Here is a 20,220-nt window from a genome sequence, read left to right on the forward strand (position 1 = left end):
TTGTCTCTTTGAGGTGTTTTTTATACATCTCAAGTATAACAAATAATTAACTGAAAATAAAGAAAATTCTACCATCTCTCATTAGGATGACCTTCTTTGCCCCGGCACGCTTTAACAATTCAATCTGTGCTTGAGATAAAGCAACTCCCATTGTGGATACAGCATGCTTTAATCCATGACGATGTAAACTGATAACATCGGTCCATCCTTCAACAATTACAGCAGTTTTTGCTTCTCTTATATACTCTTTAGCGATGTGCATACCATATAGATGGTTTCTTTTATCAAAATTCTTCATGTCTTTATATTTTGGTACGAAGGATTTTCCATTACTTTTATTCTCTACATTTAATTCGTTTAATACACTTTGACCAAAAGGAACACGGCCAGTAAAAGAAACGATTTCACCGTGATAGTTAAACATAGGAAAAACAATTCGATTCTTTACATTAATAAAATTAGAATGAGGTTCTTTACCTCCATAGCCAAGTTTCCAAACCTTCATATCTAAGTGTGTAATACCACGATTACCTAAATACTGTAGAGACCTTTGATGTTCGCATAAATTCATATGAAATGCTTCTGAAACACGACTCATTAAATTAAAATAATCTCTTCTTTGATTAACAGCAGCTTGTTCTTCAGGCGACAATTGAGGGAGTGGGATTCCAACCATTGACGCAAGCATTTCTACAGATTCTCCAAATGTAATGTTATTTATATGTTTTAAGAAAGATATGACATCACATGCAGTTACTTCCGAATGATTCTTGCTACCGGCTCCGCAAGCATGACAATAAAATGTATTATTATCAGAATTAACTTGCATGCTCGGTGTCTGATCATCATGAAAAGGACAGATGGCCAGATGAGAATGCCCCATTTGCTCAACTTGGATATATTGAGACATAATATCAACAATATTAGCTCGCTGCTTTAATTCTTCAATAAACTCTGAGGGATAGTGTTGTGCCATTTATGTGAAGCACCTCCTACTGTAAGATTGCAATAAAAATCTTTCTGTAATTAATAACTTAAAATTATTTTCTCATCATCATCTGAATCTAACTCAACTTCATCAAGAGGAGCTTCTATATTTCTTACTGCTAATGCAACTTCATAATTTTGAGGATAGCATTTCAATTCATCAATCAATTTCTCTACTGTCCATTTCTCCTTCAAATCGATTCACTCCTTTATTTCATATATTAGATGAAATCATCTATCTTTTTTGCTGTTTGATTAAAACATCAAATTTTTATTGGATTGACTATTCATATCTGGGTTGGCCAATAATATTTACTAGGACTCTTTTTTGCTTGTGAGTAAGGGGGACTCCTGTTTTGGCTTTATTATAAACATCTGTAGCCATATCTTTATAATCATTATCAGGTATATCTAAATTTAATTCATCAATTATTTGAACTAATGTTTCTTTACTTAATGATTGTAGTTGAGTATATATCCATTCAATCTGTGATAGGTAAGACATTTCTATTACCCCCCCTTATTTCACATTCTATTCGGACTTTTAATTAAAACCTTTCTGTCAGCAGTACATCTTGTTCGTGAGTAGGTTTGTCGCTTTCGATTCTAAACAACTTATTCACAGCTGCTTTATCGCCTTCATCATTCAAAAGATACACTGTTGCGTTTGGATTTCTAACCTGTAATTCTTCTATCAATTGTTTTACTTTCATCATCTACACTCCTCCGCATTTTCTGTCAAATTCGAATTTTAGTCGGACTACTAAATAACATTCCGTTCAGCTATCCAGCATTCGTCTCTGAATTTCTTTTGTTTAAGAGATTCTTCACGACAATTGAATGCCTTGCCTTCGTCAGCAAATACACCTTTTATCTCAATCTGATGGTCTCTCAAATAATGTTCATACAAGACGATAAAAACAGTCATTTTATTTCACCTCTCCTGTCGCATCTTCTATCGACTTCGAATTTTAATCGGAATTTGGATTACTTAAAGACCGTAATTTTCTCCAAAATCAGCTAAATGGTCTTGCAAAAACTCTGCAAACTCTTCAATAAATTGAGGGTCATTAACCATCTTTTTTACGCCTTCTTTTGTCTTTTCAACGTTTGATGATACGTGCATCCCTTCATCGTCTAAATACTCCAACATATGTTCCATAGTGATTTCATAAGCGTTTCTAATATCCATATTTTTAGCTCCTTTACTCTACATTTTTTATCGAATATAAATCAAATCGTTTCAAATATTATATATCATTCATAATAAGTTGCATTTCATAGATTGCTTTTTTAGACAAGGACTGTTTATCCTTGTTTAACCACTCTTCACGCTTTTTCAAATTTGCTCATTTAATATCTCCCCTTTTCTCACTAGGAGAAGTAGTCTCTAAAACATGCCGATAGGCAGTAAAGAAATTACTACTCTAAGTTTAGAACATATCGAAATGCATCATTAATTAACTTTGTAATAGTATTTCTGAATTCTATTCGAGATAAGGCTAAAGCATGGTTTGGTTGATCTAAGAAACTATCCAATACACTTATAATATTTTGTTGAGCTAAGCGGATTCTCTTAGGATCTAAATCAAACTTACCTCTATTATTATCCAATTCGCTACGAAGAATTTCATTTTCTTCTTGTAGTTTTGTCTTTTCTTCAAGATAAACATTACGCTCGTCAATTAACTGTTGAATTAATTCTTTGTTTTGAATGGTAGAAAGTTGTTCAGATAAGTCTTTTAAGTAAATAATATTTTGATGGATACTTTCATTCATAACAGCTAAGACTTCTCTATCCTGATGTGTCAATAAATTCTCTGGTGTAGGAACATGAGAAGATTGTTTTAAAAACAATTGAATTTTGTCATCAAGATTTAAATCGCCAGCGGAAAAGTCAATGCTCTTTTGAGGAACAAATTCTTTTTGCTTATCTGATTCTTCCTCATTTATTGCTGGCTCCTCTATGTGCTCTTCTACTTTATTTTCTGTTTTAATTTCATCTTCAACATTATCTTTAACAGGAGCTTCTTGTTCAACTTCTTCCACTTGCTGTCCCTGTTGTTCTTCCTTTTTTGAATTACTTTCAACAGTATCTAAAGCATTAGAGAAATCTTTCATTTTCTCTTGTAGTATAGTTCTATATTGATCTATATTGCCAGAGGTGAATATCTTTTTCTCAGGTAAGGCTTCTTGTTTCGAATCAGGCAAATAATAAAATTTACGATTATATTTTCCACGTTTATTTGAAAGTAACAAGCGTCCTTCATTTACAAGATTTTTAATATGATAGTCAACTGTAGGACCTTTAACTCCATATTTTTTAGCTATCTCAGCAGTATTTATGAAGACTTCATCTTCGTTTCCATTTTCAAAAATATCAAGTACATCATTATAAATTGTTTCTCTGTTTAATTGTTTTGAAGACATCTAAATTCCACCTCTCAAAAAGTTAGGTACTAACCATTATATACATGTCTCTGCAAATATAGTCAAGTTAGTACCTGTAATGAGATTATATTTTATAAAAGTTCTGTTTTTGTTGTAATATCTTCTGGAATCTCCATAATGAAGCGGGATGGATCATAAGACTGGACACCTTTACCATCATGTCTTGCACGCTGGTTAGTGTACGTAATGTATATCTTTTCTTCTGCACGAGTTAATGCAACATAAGCTAATCTACGTTCTTCTTCTACATCCTCTTGAGTGTTTGATCTCCAAGATGGGAATAAGCCTTCATTCCATCCAATATTAAACACGACAGGAAACTCCAATCCCTTTGAAGCATGCATCGTCATCATTTTTACAACATTTGGCTCATCTTCACCATCTTGTTTATAATCAGAGATGAGAGATATTTCTTGCATGAATTCATCTAAAGGTTTATCAGGATGATTTTCTTCATAATGAGCCATTAGATTAATAAACTCTTGAATATTATCTAAACGTTCTTCTTCATTCTTATCTTTTTCTGCACGTGTTCTGTACAACTTTTGCAATCCAGATTGTTCGATCACATATCTTGCAAAAGCTGATATAGACATATTTGAGTTTAGTTTTTCTTCGAAATGATCGAGAGTATCTAAAAATGATTTAATCTTACCAGCTGCAGCCTTTTTAATGGAATCAATTGTATCAATTCCTTTTAATGCTCGGTAAACACTAACAGAGTTACTAGTTGCATACTCTTCGATAGCAGTCTGTGAAGTCTTACCGATTCCTCTTGTAGGTTTATTTAGGATACGAAGCATAGCAGCATCATCTTTTCGATTGTAAATAACTCTCAAATAAGATGTTATATCTTTAATCTCTTCTCTTTCGAAAAACGATTGTCCACCAAAAACTTTGAAGGGGATGAAGTTGTGAACAAAGACTTGTTCTAAAGCCATCGATTGATATCCTGCTCGATAAAGAATAGATATATCTTTCCACTCGTATTTTTCAGACATAACAAGCTGCTTAATCTTAGTAGCTATAAAAGCTGCTTCTGTATATTCGCTTTGCAATTGGATTATATCAACATTCTCACCTTCATCCTTATTGGCACGCAATACTTTATCATAAGGAGCAGGATTATTAGATATTAAACCATTTCCAGCTTTAACAACAACATTTGTTGATCGATAATTATCTTCTAATTTGATAACTGTACAAGGTGCGAAATGCCTTTCAAAATTCATGATTATTCCAATGTCAGACCCTCTAAATCGATAAATCGATTGATCGGGATCGCCAACGGCAAACACATTCATATGTGGTGCTGCAAGTAAACGTAGTAAGTTAAACTGTGACGGATTAGAATCCTGATACTCATCAGACATAATATAATGAAATTTATTCTGCCAATAAGCTGCAGCATCTGGATGTTCTTCTAGTAATGTAACAACATTCATTATTAAATCACCGAAGTCCATTGCATTTGATTCTTGCATAATACGTTGATAGTGAGAATAAACCAGTGACATATCTTGTTCAGTCCGGGATTCCGCATTGTTGTATGAACAATATTCAGGAGTCCATAAATTATTCTTTGCATCATCAATATAATGCATTGCTAAGCCAGGCTTATATTTTCCATCAAAAGAAAGAGACTTATAAATACGTTCGATAAGTTTTAATACATCATAGGAATCATAAATGATAAAGTTGGATCGATTATCTACTTGTTCATATCCCAATAAATGAGCATGTTTTCTAAGTATGCGCACACACAAGCTGTGAAACGTACCCATCCATACTTTATTCATATTGTCTTCACCAACAATTGCTTCCAGTCTATCTTTCATTTCACGAGCAGCTTTATTCGTAAATGTAGCACAAAAAATACTTTCAGGAGCTACATTGTTAGCAATCATATTAGCAATACGAGTAGTTAGAGTGGATGTTTTTCCAGATCCTGCTCCCGCTATCACAAGATATCTCCCATCAATTGTAATAGCCGCTTCACGTTGATGTTCATTTAATTTTGCAAGCATTTGTGCGACCTGAAAGATATTCAGGCCGACACCTAATGTTGAAGTAGTCAATTTATAACCTCCTTATGAAAATGATGCTTCTGGTTCTGCATCCGGTTCAACCTCAGAAGAATCACTGTCTAAGTCTAATATAATTGATGTATAATCCTGAGAAAGCTGCATTAATAGAATTTGGAACGAATTTAAACGCTTTAGAGAAGTCAAATCTCTAATACCTTCATAATCGAGAGTCCACTCATTTTTCTTATTATGATCCCAGCGATGAATTCTTACTTCAAAATTCATTTCCTCATCATGTTCACATTCGAATATAATCACTGCAGATTTATGACTGCTCCATGACCTCTCTTCATTGTATTCAACATAATAATTCACTTCTACACTTTCATAATGAGGACTATCTTCAAAATAAACATCGAGACCATGTGTTTCTACATTTTCAGCAACATATTTCATCCACTCTTCAAATAAATCAGTCGCATTAATAGTACTTTTTCTTTCATAATCTACTAGATGCTTAAAGTTTTTAATAATTTCCTTATTATCTACAGTGCTGTTCTTTAAGATATCAACAAGAACAGCATCTAACTTAACGATATATTCACTATAATCATAGTTCTCAAGATATGGTACCATTACAGACTTGATTTTCTTTTCAATTATACTAGTGATTCCTCCATACCTATTAAATAATTGATCAGTTGCACTTCTTATACTACTTTCAAACTCTTTTGTAATGATTTCCTCAACTATTCCCTCTTCCATTTTTGATGAAATAATATCTTTAATATTGGTCTCCAAGTTTTTCTCCATGTTTTTTCTCTCCCTTTTTTAAATTAGATTCTTCGCTTTACTTGCTTCATTAAATGAGGATGATACTGTGATAGAACATTGTAAAGCTCATTGAATGTGTCTTTAATGTCCCATTGTGCTTCGTCAGACGTTCTAAGATTAATTAAGTGGTAAGCTTCCCATAAGTCAAAATTAGCCACTACACGTCTCTTATGTGCGTTTAAAATAAGATAGTCCGCTTCTTGATCGAAACCTTTTTCTACAAAGCTTACATACTGTGCAAATACTTTTTCATGTAAGTTCACTAAGAGATGTTCTAAACCAGCTGCTTTAATTCTTGGTGGAATTACTAATCCATTTTGCATAGAAGGCCCAGCAAACATAAAATCTGTTTTGCGGTTATGTCGCAAGAGCTGATGCCAATTTGCTTCTGATACTTTTAGCTCAACCTGATAATTAACAGACTTAAAAGCTTCTGGTGCTGTATCAAAATGTTTAATATCAAAGAGAAGCTGTTCAATAATTTGATTTCTTTTTGCATAATCTAATTCTCTGGCACGATTAAGTGCAACTGAATAAGGAATATTTGATTGCTGTACAAAATATAAAGCTAAAATATTTAAAACCTCATCAAGTTCAAGGCCGACAGTAAGAACTTTAACATCACGTTGTAAACCTTGATCATCTTGAGTGGAATTAAAATTAGATTCAATAACAGATTGATGTTTTTTCTGGTATGGAGAAGCATCTGCGTATTTTAGTAAGACTGGTAATACTTTTGTTATCTCTTCTTTCAACGCTTTACGCATATCTTTAACTTCAGTGTATTTGCTTGTCTCTAATTGTGCTAAGCCATCTCTCCAAGCACGACCATTAGCAGTCATACCTAATTGAGTGTACATGGCTAAAGGTAATGCATAACGAGCATCTTCAAATGCAAGCTTTTTTAATGCATTATAGTCAGAAGACAGTTCTTTATCGATTTTAGTTAATTCCTTAACATTTTTATCATTCTCTTTTTGTTTCTTCTTAAGCTGTTTAAATTCTATAGAATCGTGATATTCAGATTTCAAATCCTTATAGACTTCATCAATTAACTTCTCAAATACATCAAAACATTCATTCATAGACTGTTCAAATTCTTTATGTTCTTTGCTATTCTTTTTGAATGGATTATGCCAATCACCACGTTTAGGCTTTTGATATCGCTGACTGTATTCTGTAATACTGTAAAATGTATTACTAAGTTCAAGATCTGCACTTGCTAGTCGAGATACCTTTTCAATACCGACATGTGCTACAGCATGTTCTGCAACGCTGTTTCCGCTAATATGAACTCTTCCATTTCGACGCACAATTAATGTGTGATACTTTGGCAACTCTGCACAATAAACTAAACCACTGTAATCCTCCCAGTCATCAAAAATGTCATATTGAACTTTATTAACCATCGATTCAAGTAGCTTTTTTGTAATAAATAATCTCCATCCATCCTTATGGTTTTCAGATTGTGCAGGTCGCTCATAACTAAGATATGAACTCCAGCCTAATAGTAAAACTAAATGTTGCACTTGATCTGCTAATGTTTTACTAGAAGTATCATATACCATTGATCCATTTCTATGATCTTTACTTCCATCTGAATTCATTAAGCCATCAAATAAATAATGAAGAATTGTGGAATCAAGTTCTAGAAGATTATCTGGGATTTGTTTTTCTCTATTTTCGTCATAACATTTTGATAAGATATCACCAATATCATTATTGTTAGATGTGATATAGAACTTATAATTTTTATTTGCTGAAATTGATAAGCCTAACTGTTCACAGAGAGAATATAGATAATCAATTTTACGTTGTTTTTTAATATGAAACTGAACTGAATGTTTTGTTCGGGTATCAATGTAACCATCTCCAATAAAAAAGCCAAAAAGTTGTAGTAATGGCTCAATTGGGTATCCATATAATGTATCGGAAACGTCCCCATTCCAATTTAATCCACCTAATCTAACCTTATAACATTTGTCTTTTAAATCTTCAGCATTAATTAACTGATATTTACGAGTTTCGAATTCTTTAATCTTATGACGAGGCCATGCAAAAACCTTATGATTTGGTGTTACCATCATATCTATACGGTTTCGATCAACCTTATACATTGGTCCAGTATAAGGTTCTTCAATGAGTTTAACTGGCTTTAAATATTCAACTTCTAAAGAGTCAGGATTTACAGATGCTAATTTATCATCATCATTAACACTAAACCAGTTTTTAAATCCTTTCTCCGTAAGAACTTCAGTTTTCTCATCGTAGCAACTATGTCCGTACCCGACAGTCCACTTTTCATGAAAATCTTTTGCTTTCTTATCAAGACTAGTAAAAGTGTCTTGCTTCGGAACTTCTATATCAAATTCTTTTAAAGCTATTTGTAAATGTTCCTTAAACGATTTAGGTGAACGGGATACCCATGCGAATAAAGTTGCAACAAACTCTTCTGGTAAGTTTTTAATGGCATAGATGTTCCCTTCTGGATTGCTGACAAAAGGAGAGATATCGATTGTTTTTTCTGTTTGTTTATTCTCTGATGATTCAGTTTTTGTAGGTCTTTTCCTTGTTGTGTTTCTCTTTTCTACTGTAGAAGTCTTATTGGAATCATTGATTTCTTCCTTTACTTCGACTTTTGTATTCTTTTCTTCTTGTTTTGTATTTGACATTATTATTCCTCCTATGTAATGCATTAATGCACAGCATAGAGCTGATTGGTTGAAACTACCTTGTCAGGGGTGTTTCACCATCCTTTTTATATTTTTTATTCAGCCCTATGCTGTGCATTAATTAGGTTCACGGTAGGCAGGATTTGAACCTGCGTGGGAAGGTATTTCCAGAGGACCCTTCATACAAAGTATCAACATCTTGGTTTTTTATTTCCTTCCTCCCCGCTCGTCGGGGTGCGTTCGGCCAGCTTCGCTACTTCCGTGATAATAAAGTGGATGGCTTCGCACTCAGTTGTGCCGGGACGCAAGATCCTATCACATAGTTAACGCCATCCAAATTAACTAAGTGATATGTTTGTTACAGCAGTTTTCATCTGCCCACTCTTTGCTAACTGTTTGCGGGGTCAGTTTGAAAGAGCAAAAGTCAACCACTCCCCCAATATCAGACAATCTATTTATCTACTATTGGGGGAGTTCCAACATTGTTGGATGCTCCACATCTGCTGTACGATACCTAGAAAGTAGTAGGTTCCTTATTATTTTTTTACTAAATCTTTCTTATGCTCTAAAAAGGTTTTATTAATTTGATCGTAATAAGATACAATACCTTTGTTTTTTATGTCTTTGGAGTTAAATAAACCTATGACTCTTTTAATTGGTATAGATGATATTGAATCTCCATTAGCATCAGATATTGGCAATTTGATGCGTAAGAATTCTAATGATGGAGCTTCATAATTCCATTCAGATCCTTCAATTGTTTTAATCATTGTTTCTCCAAGTATTAGTCCATAAGCAAATAATATAACTGTCACATCATCAGCTGGTTGATTCCGGGACAACTTAAGAATATGCTTTTCAATTTGTGTAAGAGATGGTCGTGTGAAACCAGGAAGCATATCTACACGAATAATTTGTGGCACTATTTTATCTCTAATTTCATTAACTGTATCTTCAAAATTACTTAGTTCTACTTTTGACATTTAAATGCTCCTCTAATCTCAATTAAGTAAGGTCATTAAATACTGATAAATTACCGCTACCTTCGTAGAATTCAGGCTTTTTACCTTCATCTTTCTTCTGACCGGCATTTGCAAGACTAACTTCAATCTCTTTTGTAACTTCAACACATGATGACCCTTGACCATTTAGTACTTCCATATTGATCTCTCCGCCTGGAGATATTTTAAATTTAACTTCAGTTAATTGCATTTTGGACTCTCCTTTGTCTATCTTAATTATTTTAAATTAAATGATGTGAAAAAATCTAAGTTATCTTCTGGTGTTGGACGACCAGCATTATTCCATGATTTTGCATAATTTAAAACAGCTTCTATATCATTTCTAGGCTTTTCAATCTTATAAATTACTTCATCTTTATAGAATATTTCAATTAAAGAGGTTTCACCATAAACTTCGGTATCATCATATGATTCAAAACCTGTAGAAGAATCAATAGTAAGTATTTGACTAGCCATAGAATGTACTACAACATAAAATTTTTCCTTAAATGCATCCAGTATGGCTTTTTCTTCATCTGTAAATATATTTTGCATAAAAAATCTCCTTTTTAAGCTGTTTTCAATTTAGGTGCTCTTTTTTTACTTTCAAATTGAATCCAAGCTGCAAAAACAAACGTAGATGTTAAGTTAGCTAATCCAGCCGTACTTGACTGGAATGCAAATAATTTCAATAGTATTGTGCTTGCAAATAATCCATATGAAATATTAATAGCCCATCCAAGGATTGGGATTTTTAAAATCCAAACTAAAACCTTTTTAATCTTATATACAGGAGCAATTGTGGCTGCAGATGCTATAGCAACTGTAAAAAGAAACATAAACATATTAAACACCTCCAGTTTTAATATGTAGATAGGGTGGATTAAACCACCCTATGCAAACGTAGTTGCAAGAATTTCAATCTCGCCTTCTTGATTGAATTGAATATTCTCAAAGTTTACAGTCCATCGATTTTCTTCACATGTTTGGATAACTTGATATTTTGAATGTAATTGGCTTATTTTATTTGTGAATTGCTTTTCTGACATGGGAACTTTAAACCAATCAGCTTGCAATTGTAATTCACCGCTTTTATCCTTTATCCATCCTAATGGAAGAAGCTTACCATTAGAAACTACTGCTAGATCAGCTAAGCGCTTTTGACCATAGTAATCAGTAATCGTTGTATTCTCCTTGTACCCAAGACCCATATCTGACAATGAAGCTTTAATAAAATCTACATTTGACACGTTACACTCATAAACTGCAAAATGACTCATAAAAATATCCTCCTTGTAATTGTATATAATAAGAGCAAATGCTACTTATTTTTCATTCTTTCAGGCATATATGTTTCAGCAATCTTTTTAAGCAATTCGCTTCTTTCTTTTTGAACAGCTATTACCTGGTTATAAACTGGCGTAGGCATTGTTTCCATTTCTTCATTTGTAAATCCTTCATTTGTTATCATCTCTCGAAGGCTTTTAAATGTATTAATTGTTTCTTTTACAATCGTATCTTTCATCTTATATTTAAAAACTACAAGATGACTGACTTTCTGGAAAAAGTCATTATATGCATGAGCAAGTTCTCTATATTCACACATAGCAAAATCGACAGCATGTCCTATAATTTCTTGATTATTATAATGATGTTCTTCAACTTTTGACTCGCTAAGCATCTCATAGATACGGGATTTCTCTTCTACTGGATCAAACATATCTTCACCTCAGCTTTTAATTGAAATCAAACAGTAGCTCTTTTGGGTTGACTTCATCTTTATTCTTTTCTGTTTTAATTGGTTTACCATGAATAGCTTCATGCTCATAAGAAGATGCACATTTGGCAGATTGTTTTGCCCATGTTCGTAATTCTTGAAGAATTTCAGGGTTCCTTTGAACGATTGGAATAACTAACTCAGTTTGTTCTACCAAGTCCTTTTCAGTCATCTGATAAGATTCACGTAACTCCTTCTTGTAACCTGCATATGCTCTTCTACCTGATTCAGCAACTACTCTTTCGATCTCAGCACCTGTAAAGTTATTCATTAATTGAGCTACACGTTTAATTTGATTAGGCTCAAATGTGTTTTCATCTTTCTTTTCACCAATTTCATATCCACGTTTGCGAAGATGAATCTCTAAAATATCTTCTCTTTCTTCTTCTGAAGGAATAGAGACAAAGAAAAACTCATCAAATCGGCCAGCACGTGTTAACTCTGGAGGTAATTTAGAAATATCATTAGCAGTTGCAATAACAAATACAGGTGCTTCCTTATCCGATAACCAAGTTAATAATGATTGAACAACACGGGATAATGTTCCTCCATCTGATCTATCTGATGAGCCCACTCCACTAAGACCTTTTTCCAGCTCGTCAATCCAGAGAACACATGGAGATACATCTTCGGCAAGCTTTAATGCACGATCAATATTCTTTTCACTCTGGCCGACTTTCGAGTCCATGATTTTTGACATATTCATTTTTAATAATGGCAAATTCCAAAGATGTGCTAATGACTTTGCCATGAGAGATTTACCACTACCAGGAACACCAACTGTAATAGCTCCTCTTGCAGGATCGATATTATAGTCACGTGCTTCTGGATCAAAAGCATAGTAAGCATCGTTTAACCATTCTTTAAATATATCCATACCACCAACATTGTCCATGTTACCTAACTTTGTAATGTATTCCAATAAGCCAGTTTTGCGAATAACTTGCTCTTTTTCTGCCACTATCTCATCAAGTAAAATACGTTTATGTTTTGTAGCAGATTTCTTCAGAACATTATTAACTTCTGTACGTGTCATGCCGACCAAAGCATGGATAATAGCATCTCTTTCTCGACCTTCTGGCGTTGGAAGTTCTTTGCTTCTCAAAAACTTTTCCATTCCTTCTAAAAGTTCAATTACATCTTTTCGAGAAGGTAAATCATATCGAACAGTTGTAATTGATTTTTCAAGTTCTAAAGGTATTGATATCTGTGGAGACGTACAAATAATTGGCTTATAGATAGAGCTTTTACTTTCTAAGTAATCACGCAACGCTCGTTTTGCTTGTGGATTAGACCAAAGATCATGTATATCTTTTAAAATAAAAATAGATGGCTTATCATGAGCCGTAATTCTTTTAACAAAACTAATCGGATCATAATCTTTAAAAACTTCTTCTTCAGATAAAAGATCAACACCACCGCCAGTGATGGACCAAGAGTATATTTCAAATGACTTTAACTCAGCTAATGCTTTCATATCTTCAAGAAAACGCTCTTCTTCGTATGTTTCAACAAGTAAAGCTTTCCGCCTTGAATTTAATAGTGTTTGAATTTCATTAATACCACTCATTTCAAGTGTGTTTTCACTCATTTATATTTCCCTCCAATTTCAAATTTCAATGTCTGCAAACTCATCGACAATTGACTGTTTTCTTATTGCACTTTTAATATCTTCTAATACTTCATGACGTTTACTAATAAGATCGGTTATCCTATCTGGATCCTTTACTTCATTTAACTTAATTAAGGACTGTTCTTTAACTAATGAGTATTGAGCATCTGACTCTTTAAAATCTTCTACTCCAATGATTTTGCAGCGCAATGAAATGTCACAAAAATCTCCGTCATCAATGCTTGTAATATCTTTCTCTTGACTAGGAACAACAGTGAAAATTTTATTATCTGCTAGTGAATAAAATTTAAAACAGCATTTTTTAAATTCTGTCTGTTTAATTATAGTTGTTTGCAATATATCTTTAATATGAACGGAAAGATCATCATTGAAATACTGAAACTGTAATCTTTCAAATGTTGAGATATGGTTAGTTCCATTATTAAGTGAGATTAACCCTACACCGCCTTTAAAGACATATAGCTCTTTTAACTGAATAAGAAACTTATCACTATATCTCTCTTTAAGATATGAATGAAAAACTTCTAACTCCTTCTTCATGATAGGATGACTCTCTATTTTATGATTTATATTGTCAGCATCGATTTTCTTGATTGTATCTAATAATATGGCCTTAAATGTATCAATTCTTAATCGCAATTTTGTAAACATGCTTTTATCGATATAAAATGGTATAGAAATTATATCATCTTCCACCTTTATCTCAGATGTAACAGTATGTTTTTTGCTTGTTTTTATATCATAGTATAACTGATCAGAAAATGGATTTATATCAGTTACTTTATTCAAATCAATTGTATCTTGATCTATAAGACTCATCATGACACATCTTCCTTTTCATATTCTTATAAACTCTCATCTAAATGCTTTTTATATCTGTTTTCACATAAAGAAGAGCAATAATCTTCCGTTTGAGTAGAACCCCCACAAGCTTTACAATGGTTACTTGAATTAAACTCATTCATATACTCATCAGCATACTTGTAGATAAATTGATTGTCTTTATTTTGGCGTGTCATTGTTTCAGATGCAAAAATAACACGTTGATTAGCGGAACCTATAAATCCACCATCATGCATATACTTAGCAATCGTTAGACGCTGCTCATGCTTGTACTCACCATCAACAATGATATCAATGTATCTCATCAATTCGAGAACATCATCAGTAGTAAGTATTTCAAATTTAACTAAAGTTGGATTCCCTTCTGCATCTGTCTTCTTAATCTCAAATGAAGCTGAATAATCCTTTAATTGTTCTAACATGGCATCCTGGTGTCTTTCTTTAGACCAATAAAAATTCAACCCGTGCTTCATTAAGACATCTAACTTATACATTGTATACATGACAATATGAAAGGTAGGATCTTTCTTCTTAAGTTCTTTTGCGACTTTGCCAATAGCTCTACCTTGTAAAATTGGCTCTCCACCGCAAAATGTTACTTGACGATTCCATGCATCTCTATCTATAATCTCAATGATTTCATTGATTGTCAGTTTTCGATACTTACCTTCAAACGTCCATGTTGTTTGATTAAAGCAACCTTCACAAGGACTAACAACTCCACGAATACAACCCTTTGTAAAGAGTTCTAATCGTTTTCCAGGTCCAGCAGTTAAGGCATTCTTGGTCACACCAATAAAACGCATAAAATCTACCATGTAATGCACCTCTTTTATAAAAATGTAATGCCTTACTTTTATTAGTTTAAAACAAAAGCTTAGGAAAAGCAACCAAAAATAGTGATATTTTGAAAAAACTGCAGATAATCCTAGATAATTAAACGTAACACACTGTGAGCATACGGATTCTAGGCTTATCTGCAGTAATCATTGCATATTTGAAATTATAACAGTTGCTTCTTCAATATGACTTGTAGCTGTTATGATATAATCTGTACATTCATTTATTAAATCTACATCTAAAGTATCAATAGCAGTTGGATAATTATCTACGACAAATTGATAATTATCAGCTGCAAGCAACAATTCGCTATGTGAATCTTCAAATTTCTCTGGAGGTTCTAATGATCTAATTTCTCCAATTAAACTTTCTAACTCTAATAGTTCAAATGCTACTGAAATCACCCAATCCTCACTATAAAGTAAGGTTACATCTTGACCTGCTTCACCTGTCAATATTGAAAGAGATTCCATTGTACTAGCAAAGCCTGTCATAACTTCAACCATAGCTAACTCATAGTCCATTTCAAGTGATAAATCAGAACTTGATTCAACTGTTTCTGTAGATGAAGTTTCAGACTTATTTCTTGATGTATCTTCTAAATCTGATTCTTCCTTTTCTACTTCTTGTTCCTCTTGTTCGCTTTCTTCTGGTGTTCTTTCACCGCTTCCTTCTGCTGTCTCTTTATCACTGTCTTCTGTGGGAGCTGCTGTCTCTGAACAGGCCGCTACAGTGAATAATAACATCATTAAGATTAGTACCATGTAAGTTTGTTTTTTATTAAATAGCTGTTTTAAAATATTCATTAAAAATCCTCCCTAAAATTAAATAAAGGAGAACTTCTCAAATAAGAAATTCTCCTTTATAGTGTAGTTATTTTATGTTTGATCTGATGGTTAAGCTTTCAGTAGGCATTGTTAAAGCAAATCCATTAGGGAGTTTCTCTTTAAACTTAGGAAGCTCCCTTTCGATTACTTCTTCTCTTATTTCTTTCTCACGCTTTTTCGTAACTTTTTTACTTTCACTCAACTGCTTCTCTCTATCTACTTCAAGCTCTACTATAGAGCTTACAATCTCTTCAAATTCATTCATGTAATACTTTTCAGATAATCCTGTATCTAAAGGACCTGGCTTAATAAACTTTTCTAGCATATTCTGCTCAGCAAAATGCTGTCTAACCTCATCTTCATTTTCAACTTTTATTTTATGGGGTTTCTTTTGTAAATATGCAGTACCAATATCAAGTGATAATTTTTTACCTTTATTATCATTTCGAACAAAATTATCTACGATAGAATCAATTGCTGCAATGTCTTCATTTTTTTTGTTAATTCTACGGTCCCAGTCTCTCATGATCGCAGATTTCATTGCTTTCATTTTTTCAATATCTTTTTTATTATATTCACGAGCCAACATCATTTTACGAATTGTGTATTCGTCCAATTCAGAGCGTACATATCCTCCTCCTTGTTCTACATTTCCAAGCATTTCTGCCATCATTTCTTGTAAAGATCCAGCTGCTTCTTCTCCTTCAAATACTAATGCATCAAGTAATTCTGCACTCATATTATATTCTCCTCTCAGACAATTGTTTTTAAATTTTTTAAATCATAAAATAAGCCGTTAGGCGTTAAGAGAAAATTTTGTATCTCTTAATCTTTTTAAACGTTTCTCAATAGAGTTAACTGAACGATTTAATATATTAGCAATATCTTTCTGTTTCATATTTTGGTTATAATACATATTCCATAGCTTTGTATCTTTAGCTGGAGTCCAATACTTCCCTTTATTTGAAGGTAATTGCACATCTATGGATATTTGCTCATCTAACCATTCTGGTTCTGGATTTAAAACTCTTCGCTCAATTCGTGACCAAATATAAAGATCTCTATTATTGCTGGCCCAATTCCAAAACCTTTTTACATCAATATAGTAAGGTTGGTTTTTTGAATTATTTCCTTTGAAGTAGAGTTTTTCACCTGGAAGACCTTTTTCATGTATATGCCTTATTATTGTACTAGTATCCACATGAAGTGTTTTAGCTAATTCATTAGCAGAAAACATTCCAGTTTCTATGTGCTTTGTTGCACCCAATCTCTCCAATTGTCTTTGGACAGATCCTGGAGTTCGATTAAGACGTTTTGCTATAGCCTTAATTGTCTTGACTCTCCCTACTAGGAATAAGAGTTCTTCGTTTGCTTCTTCTGTCCAAGGATTTATATATTGATTAGACAAATGAATCCCCCTTTTATTCTTCTTTTTGCAATAAGCGAATCTGTTCTACAAGGGTTTGAATAGTTTGAACGTAAGATAAGATAACATCAAACTCAATTGCCACATAATCAGTATCAGATCCTTTGAAGCGAAAAGGTAGAAAATAATATTCTTTTCCCATTTGAGAAGCTTCTTTCTTAATACCATCAAGCCACTCTTTCTTGATAGTTATTTGCTTCACTCCTCTTGCATCTCTAGAACCTCTTTCTTTAAACTCTGCTAAGGAAGCTGTAATCTCTTCTTCCGTTATCATATCTCCTAATGCAAAGTGTAAGGCTCCACTAGCAATTTGCCTGCGAGCGACTTCTTTCGCTTGTTTTACAGTTGTATTGTATTTTTTAGTACCTTGATTTTCAAAATCAATTCCTTGTTTTATGTGCTTATTTTGATTTGATCGAGTTCGTAGTGTTGTTTTTTCTTTATGGGGACTATACATATTAAAATTAAAGCATTTATAGCAAGATTTGTTTAAATTTGCGCATTCTTCTGCAAATTTGCACTCCATGTTATACACCTCGGTTAAATTAAGGAGGAGACTCAAAATTGAGAACTCCCCCTTAATGCATTTCATTACCATTTTGAAAATTAAGCTTCTAATAAGCTTCTTTCTAGATTTAAAAGTGAATTGTTTGTAATTTTTGCGCCAGACTTCACATGAAGGGTTTGAATAATCGACTCTAAGATATAATAATGTCCATTAAAGACATCCTCTAAATCAAATAAATCTATATGATCATTTTGCTGAAAGGGTAATACAGCTTCAGGAACAGGATATCTTTGAGCGAGTTGTATCCCAGCAGCTCTTCTAGCAAGATCATTTTGGCCTCTATAATTATCACGCAAAACATTTTTTATAAGGCGTGTAATTGCATCCTTATTTCTACGAGCCTTTGCAAAATAGAAGTTCACTTCTGAGAAAAAATTCGCAAGGTTTACATTAAAATCATGTAATGTTGTAGTATCATTTACAGTTGGCACTAACAACTCATTATTTCGACAACTTAAATTGTCGACGATGGTTTCCCACTCATTTAAATTTTCCATTAGCAATCTTTCTAATATCATCTATAATCACCTATTAAAATAAATTAGCAACCTCATTTGTCCTTGATCCCATAGAGATATCATTAGCAACTTCAGAAAGCTTAAATAAGTAAATATTCTGTAATTCTTTTTTTATCTCACTTGCTAGTGATGGAGTTAAAGATATCTCTTGTTTTAACTCTTGAATCAAGCGTTGAGTATCATTGCTTGATGAATGATACTCTATTTCTTGAATCATTTTAAATAACTCATTTGCAAAATATAAGACTTTCTCGCTGCTAGCACCAGTTGTATGTGTTATGGATAACAAATCGTACACCCCTCAGTTTTTTTCTTTGAAAATTAATGCTTTTGTGTCTTCGCCCAATTCAGTTATGCCAATAATATTCTCTTCACTCAATATTGATAAACCATTTTCATATGATTTAACAATATCTTGAAGCCCTGTAATTAACCCCTGTTGCTCTTTAACTTGTTTTAGCAAGTGATCTTTTTCAGCTTGTAAGGATCGGATTGTATCATCTTTTGTTTTCATTAGTGCCTGAAAGCGATTCAAGCTACTGTTTAGATCTGAAGCCATTGTAAGAATGTCATTAACTTCTTTCTCTTCATCTGGAACACCATAGTATATAATCTCATTCGATTCGGTCTTATCACTTGAAGGGACTATACCTATAATACCTTCAGATTGAAGAATTCGAACACTACGATGAACTGTAGCATCACTTAACCCAATGTTCTCACCAATTTTGGCCATTGATTCTCTTAAGCGTCCATCAGTCTCCTTTGATTTTTCTTGAATATAGTCATGCACTTTCTTAGCACTTGGCTTTAAGCGACCTAATATTTCATTCTCATTCCTTGCCATCGTATTACCCCTCCAGTTTTTTCGATAACATTATTATTCACATAAGTCCTCCATTATAATACATTACATTTTATATTTTGTAAAAGCATTACAATATTATGCACTAAAAATTAAATGTTATTTGAGATAACGATAGAAAAGGAAATATATAGATCGTTTCGTATCATTAAACTTTAATTCCACGGATGTCTCTAATTTCCTCTATCTCTTTATCATTGTATGTTCGATAATTGTTTTTTGGATTCCTTCTAGGCTTGGGAATTAGACCTCTTTCTTCCCAGTAGATAATGGTATCTCTGTGAACTCCAACTTTTTTCGCTGCTTCTGACAATTTATACTCTCGAATAATTGTAATCACTCCTTTGTTGCTGTAAACGAAATTGCCACTGATTAAAAGCCATTTGCATGTGTTGAAATAATTCCTCGTATTTAGAAGGCTCATGTATTATATCTTCTAAGGAATGTGTTACCACAAAATCAGAACCATTAATAAGTGTTTTTCCTTGACCAGGAAAATCTATTTGATCAGATAATGAATTTGCCGGTCCATAGCCAAGAGCAACTATCATCTTTGGTTGAATGACGATAACTTCAGACGATAGGTGCTTATGGCAAGGATCTACAGCTTCAACAGACTTCTTAATAGAGGTTAAATAAATATGATCTAAATCTACATGCAATTGTCTAATAATGTGAGATAAAATTTGACCATGTTCAGTTTCAAAGTGAACATCATAAGGAGTCTCACCCACAATCATAAAAGATGCATGCATATTGTTTAATGGCAATGTATAATCTCCTTCATGATATGAACACGTACTACAACTCATAATACTTGTTTTCAAATGAAAATGAGAAATTCCATTACTCCTATTAACAAAGGAAGGATAAGAATTGTAATAATCAGGTTTAAATATAATAGGAGATATATCTGACATATCAAATGCAAAATCATCTTTCATAAATGAA

27 protein-coding genes and 1 tRNA gene are annotated in these 20,220 nt (G+C 33.0%); all 28 read right to left on the minus strand.

Translation table 11 applies throughout. The annotated features are described in order from the left end of the window. Positions 1–46 precede the first annotated feature (46 nt). A complete protein-coding gene (locus D1B32_RS11655; protein ID WP_118889447.1) occupies positions 47–976 on the minus strand; it encodes a CHC2 zinc finger domain-containing protein in 930 nt (309 codons plus the stop codon). A gap of 50 nt (positions 977–1,026) precedes the next feature. Then, positions 1,027–1,182 (minus strand): hypothetical protein, encoded by a 156-nt coding sequence (locus tag D1B32_RS23765; protein WP_158586253.1) that lies wholly within the window; start codon positions 1,180–1,182, stop codon positions 1,027–1,029. Positions 1,183–1,270: 88 nt separating this feature from the next. Beyond that, positions 1,271–1,492: a hypothetical protein gene (locus D1B32_RS11660; RefSeq protein ID WP_118889448.1), complete on the minus strand. Its 222-nt coding sequence runs from the start codon at positions 1,490–1,492 to the stop codon at positions 1,271–1,273. Between the two features lie 43 nt (positions 1,493–1,535). Next, positions 1,536–1,703: a hypothetical protein gene (locus tag D1B32_RS23770; protein WP_187393149.1), complete on the minus strand. Its 168-nt coding sequence runs from the start codon at positions 1,701–1,703 to the stop codon at positions 1,536–1,538. Between the two features lie 275 nt (positions 1,704–1,978). Beyond that, a complete protein-coding gene (locus D1B32_RS11665) occupies positions 1,979–2,179 on the minus strand; it encodes a hypothetical protein (protein WP_118889449.1) in 201 nt (66 codons plus the stop codon). 230 nt (positions 2,180–2,409) lie between these two features. After that, on the minus strand, positions 2,410–3,417 hold the full coding sequence (locus D1B32_RS11670; protein ID WP_118889450.1) for a helix-turn-helix domain-containing protein: 1,008 nt from the start codon (positions 3,415–3,417) through the stop codon (positions 2,410–2,412). Between the two features lie 92 nt (positions 3,418–3,509). Continuing rightward, the gene (locus D1B32_RS11675) at positions 3,510–5,516 is read right to left on the minus strand and encodes an ATP-dependent helicase (RefSeq protein ID WP_118889451.1); all 2,007 of its coding nucleotides are present in this window, start codon (positions 5,514–5,516) and stop codon (positions 3,510–3,512) included. A 12-nt stretch (positions 5,517–5,528) separates the two neighbouring features. Beyond that, on the minus strand, positions 5,529–6,278 hold the full coding sequence (locus D1B32_RS11680) for a hypothetical protein (protein WP_118889452.1): 750 nt from the start codon (positions 6,276–6,278) through the stop codon (positions 5,529–5,531). A gap of 23 nt (positions 6,279–6,301) precedes the next feature. Continuing rightward, complete coding sequence (locus tag D1B32_RS11685) at positions 6,302–8,971, minus strand: FAD-dependent thymidylate synthase (RefSeq protein WP_118889453.1); 2,670 nt, start codon at positions 8,969–8,971, stop codon at positions 6,302–6,304. Between the two features lie 128 nt (positions 8,972–9,099). After that, positions 9,100–9,234, minus strand: a tRNA-Ser gene (locus tag D1B32_RS23775). A gap of 273 nt (positions 9,235–9,507) precedes the next feature. Continuing rightward, positions 9,508–9,954: a hypothetical protein gene (locus D1B32_RS11690; RefSeq protein ID WP_118889454.1), complete on the minus strand. Its 447-nt coding sequence runs from the start codon at positions 9,952–9,954 to the stop codon at positions 9,508–9,510. Positions 9,955–9,976: 22 nt separating this feature from the next. Continuing rightward, positions 9,977–10,183 carry a DUF2997 domain-containing protein gene (locus D1B32_RS11695; protein ID WP_118889455.1) on the minus strand — a complete coding sequence of 69 codons (207 nt, stop codon included), beginning with the start codon at positions 10,181–10,183 and terminating at the stop codon, positions 9,977–9,979. A 26-nt stretch (positions 10,184–10,209) separates the two neighbouring features. Further along, entirely contained in the window at positions 10,210–10,527 is a 318-nt protein-coding gene (locus D1B32_RS11700; RefSeq protein ID WP_118889456.1) for a hypothetical protein, read from the minus strand. Positions 10,528–10,541: 14 nt separating this feature from the next. Beyond that, positions 10,542–10,817: a hypothetical protein gene (locus D1B32_RS11705; protein WP_118889457.1), complete on the minus strand. Its 276-nt coding sequence runs from the start codon at positions 10,815–10,817 to the stop codon at positions 10,542–10,544. A 48-nt stretch (positions 10,818–10,865) separates the two neighbouring features. Beyond that, complete coding sequence (locus tag D1B32_RS11710) at positions 10,866–11,252, minus strand: DUF1257 domain-containing protein (RefSeq protein WP_118889458.1); 387 nt, start codon at positions 11,250–11,252, stop codon at positions 10,866–10,868. 41 nt (positions 11,253–11,293) lie between these two features. Continuing rightward, positions 11,294–11,692, minus strand: coding sequence for a hypothetical protein (locus D1B32_RS11715; RefSeq protein WP_118889459.1), 399 nt, complete (start codon positions 11,690–11,692; stop codon positions 11,294–11,296). A 16-nt stretch (positions 11,693–11,708) separates the two neighbouring features. After that, positions 11,709–13,340, minus strand: coding sequence for an AAA family ATPase (locus D1B32_RS11720; RefSeq protein ID WP_118889460.1), 1,632 nt, complete (start codon positions 13,338–13,340; stop codon positions 11,709–11,711). 18 nt (positions 13,341–13,358) lie between these two features. Next, the gene (locus D1B32_RS11725; RefSeq protein WP_118889461.1) at positions 13,359–14,204 is read right to left on the minus strand and encodes a hypothetical protein; all 846 of its coding nucleotides are present in this window, start codon (positions 14,202–14,204) and stop codon (positions 13,359–13,361) included. A gap of 23 nt (positions 14,205–14,227) precedes the next feature. Continuing rightward, on the minus strand, positions 14,228–15,043 hold the full coding sequence (locus D1B32_RS11730) for a 4Fe-4S single cluster domain-containing protein (protein WP_118889462.1): 816 nt from the start codon (positions 15,041–15,043) through the stop codon (positions 14,228–14,230). Positions 15,044–15,211: 168 nt separating this feature from the next. Further along, positions 15,212–15,871: a hypothetical protein gene (locus D1B32_RS11735; RefSeq protein ID WP_118889463.1), complete on the minus strand. Its 660-nt coding sequence runs from the start codon at positions 15,869–15,871 to the stop codon at positions 15,212–15,214. Positions 15,872–15,938: 67 nt separating this feature from the next. After that, positions 15,939–16,631, minus strand: a complete 693-nt coding sequence (locus tag D1B32_RS11740) for a hypothetical protein (RefSeq protein ID WP_118889464.1) — start codon at positions 16,629–16,631, stop codon at positions 15,939–15,941. A gap of 57 nt (positions 16,632–16,688) precedes the next feature. After that, the gene (locus tag D1B32_RS11745; protein ID WP_118889465.1) at positions 16,689–17,300 is read right to left on the minus strand and encodes a sigma-70 RNA polymerase sigma factor region 4 domain-containing protein; all 612 of its coding nucleotides are present in this window, start codon (positions 17,298–17,300) and stop codon (positions 16,689–16,691) included. 13 nt (positions 17,301–17,313) lie between these two features. Further along, on the minus strand, positions 17,314–17,844 hold the full coding sequence (locus D1B32_RS11750; protein ID WP_118889466.1) for a hypothetical protein: 531 nt from the start codon (positions 17,842–17,844) through the stop codon (positions 17,314–17,316). 80 nt (positions 17,845–17,924) lie between these two features. After that, positions 17,925–18,404 carry a hypothetical protein gene (locus D1B32_RS11755; protein ID WP_118889467.1) on the minus strand — a complete coding sequence of 160 codons (480 nt, stop codon included), beginning with the start codon at positions 18,402–18,404 and terminating at the stop codon, positions 17,925–17,927. 13 nt (positions 18,405–18,417) lie between these two features. Further along, the gene (locus tag D1B32_RS11760; RefSeq protein WP_118889468.1) at positions 18,418–18,693 is read right to left on the minus strand and encodes a hypothetical protein; all 276 of its coding nucleotides are present in this window, start codon (positions 18,691–18,693) and stop codon (positions 18,418–18,420) included. 12 nt (positions 18,694–18,705) lie between these two features. Further along, positions 18,706–19,251 (minus strand): hypothetical protein, encoded by a 546-nt coding sequence (locus D1B32_RS11765; RefSeq protein WP_118889469.1) that lies wholly within the window; start codon positions 19,249–19,251, stop codon positions 18,706–18,708. A gap of 166 nt (positions 19,252–19,417) precedes the next feature. Then, positions 19,418–19,693 carry a MerR family transcriptional regulator gene (locus tag D1B32_RS11770; RefSeq protein ID WP_118889470.1) on the minus strand — a complete coding sequence of 92 codons (276 nt, stop codon included), beginning with the start codon at positions 19,691–19,693 and terminating at the stop codon, positions 19,418–19,420. Further along, entirely contained in the window at positions 19,584–20,213 is a 630-nt protein-coding gene (locus D1B32_RS24035) for a uracil-DNA glycosylase family protein (RefSeq protein ID WP_118889471.1), read from the minus strand. The genes D1B32_RS11770 and D1B32_RS24035 overlap by 110 nt, the downstream gene beginning before the upstream one ends. Positions 20,214–20,220: the final 7 nt, after the last annotated feature.

The organism is Oceanobacillus profundus (assembly GCF_003515705.1).
GTDB lineage: Bacteria > Bacillota > Bacilli > Bacillales > Amphibacillaceae > Oceanobacillus > Oceanobacillus profundus.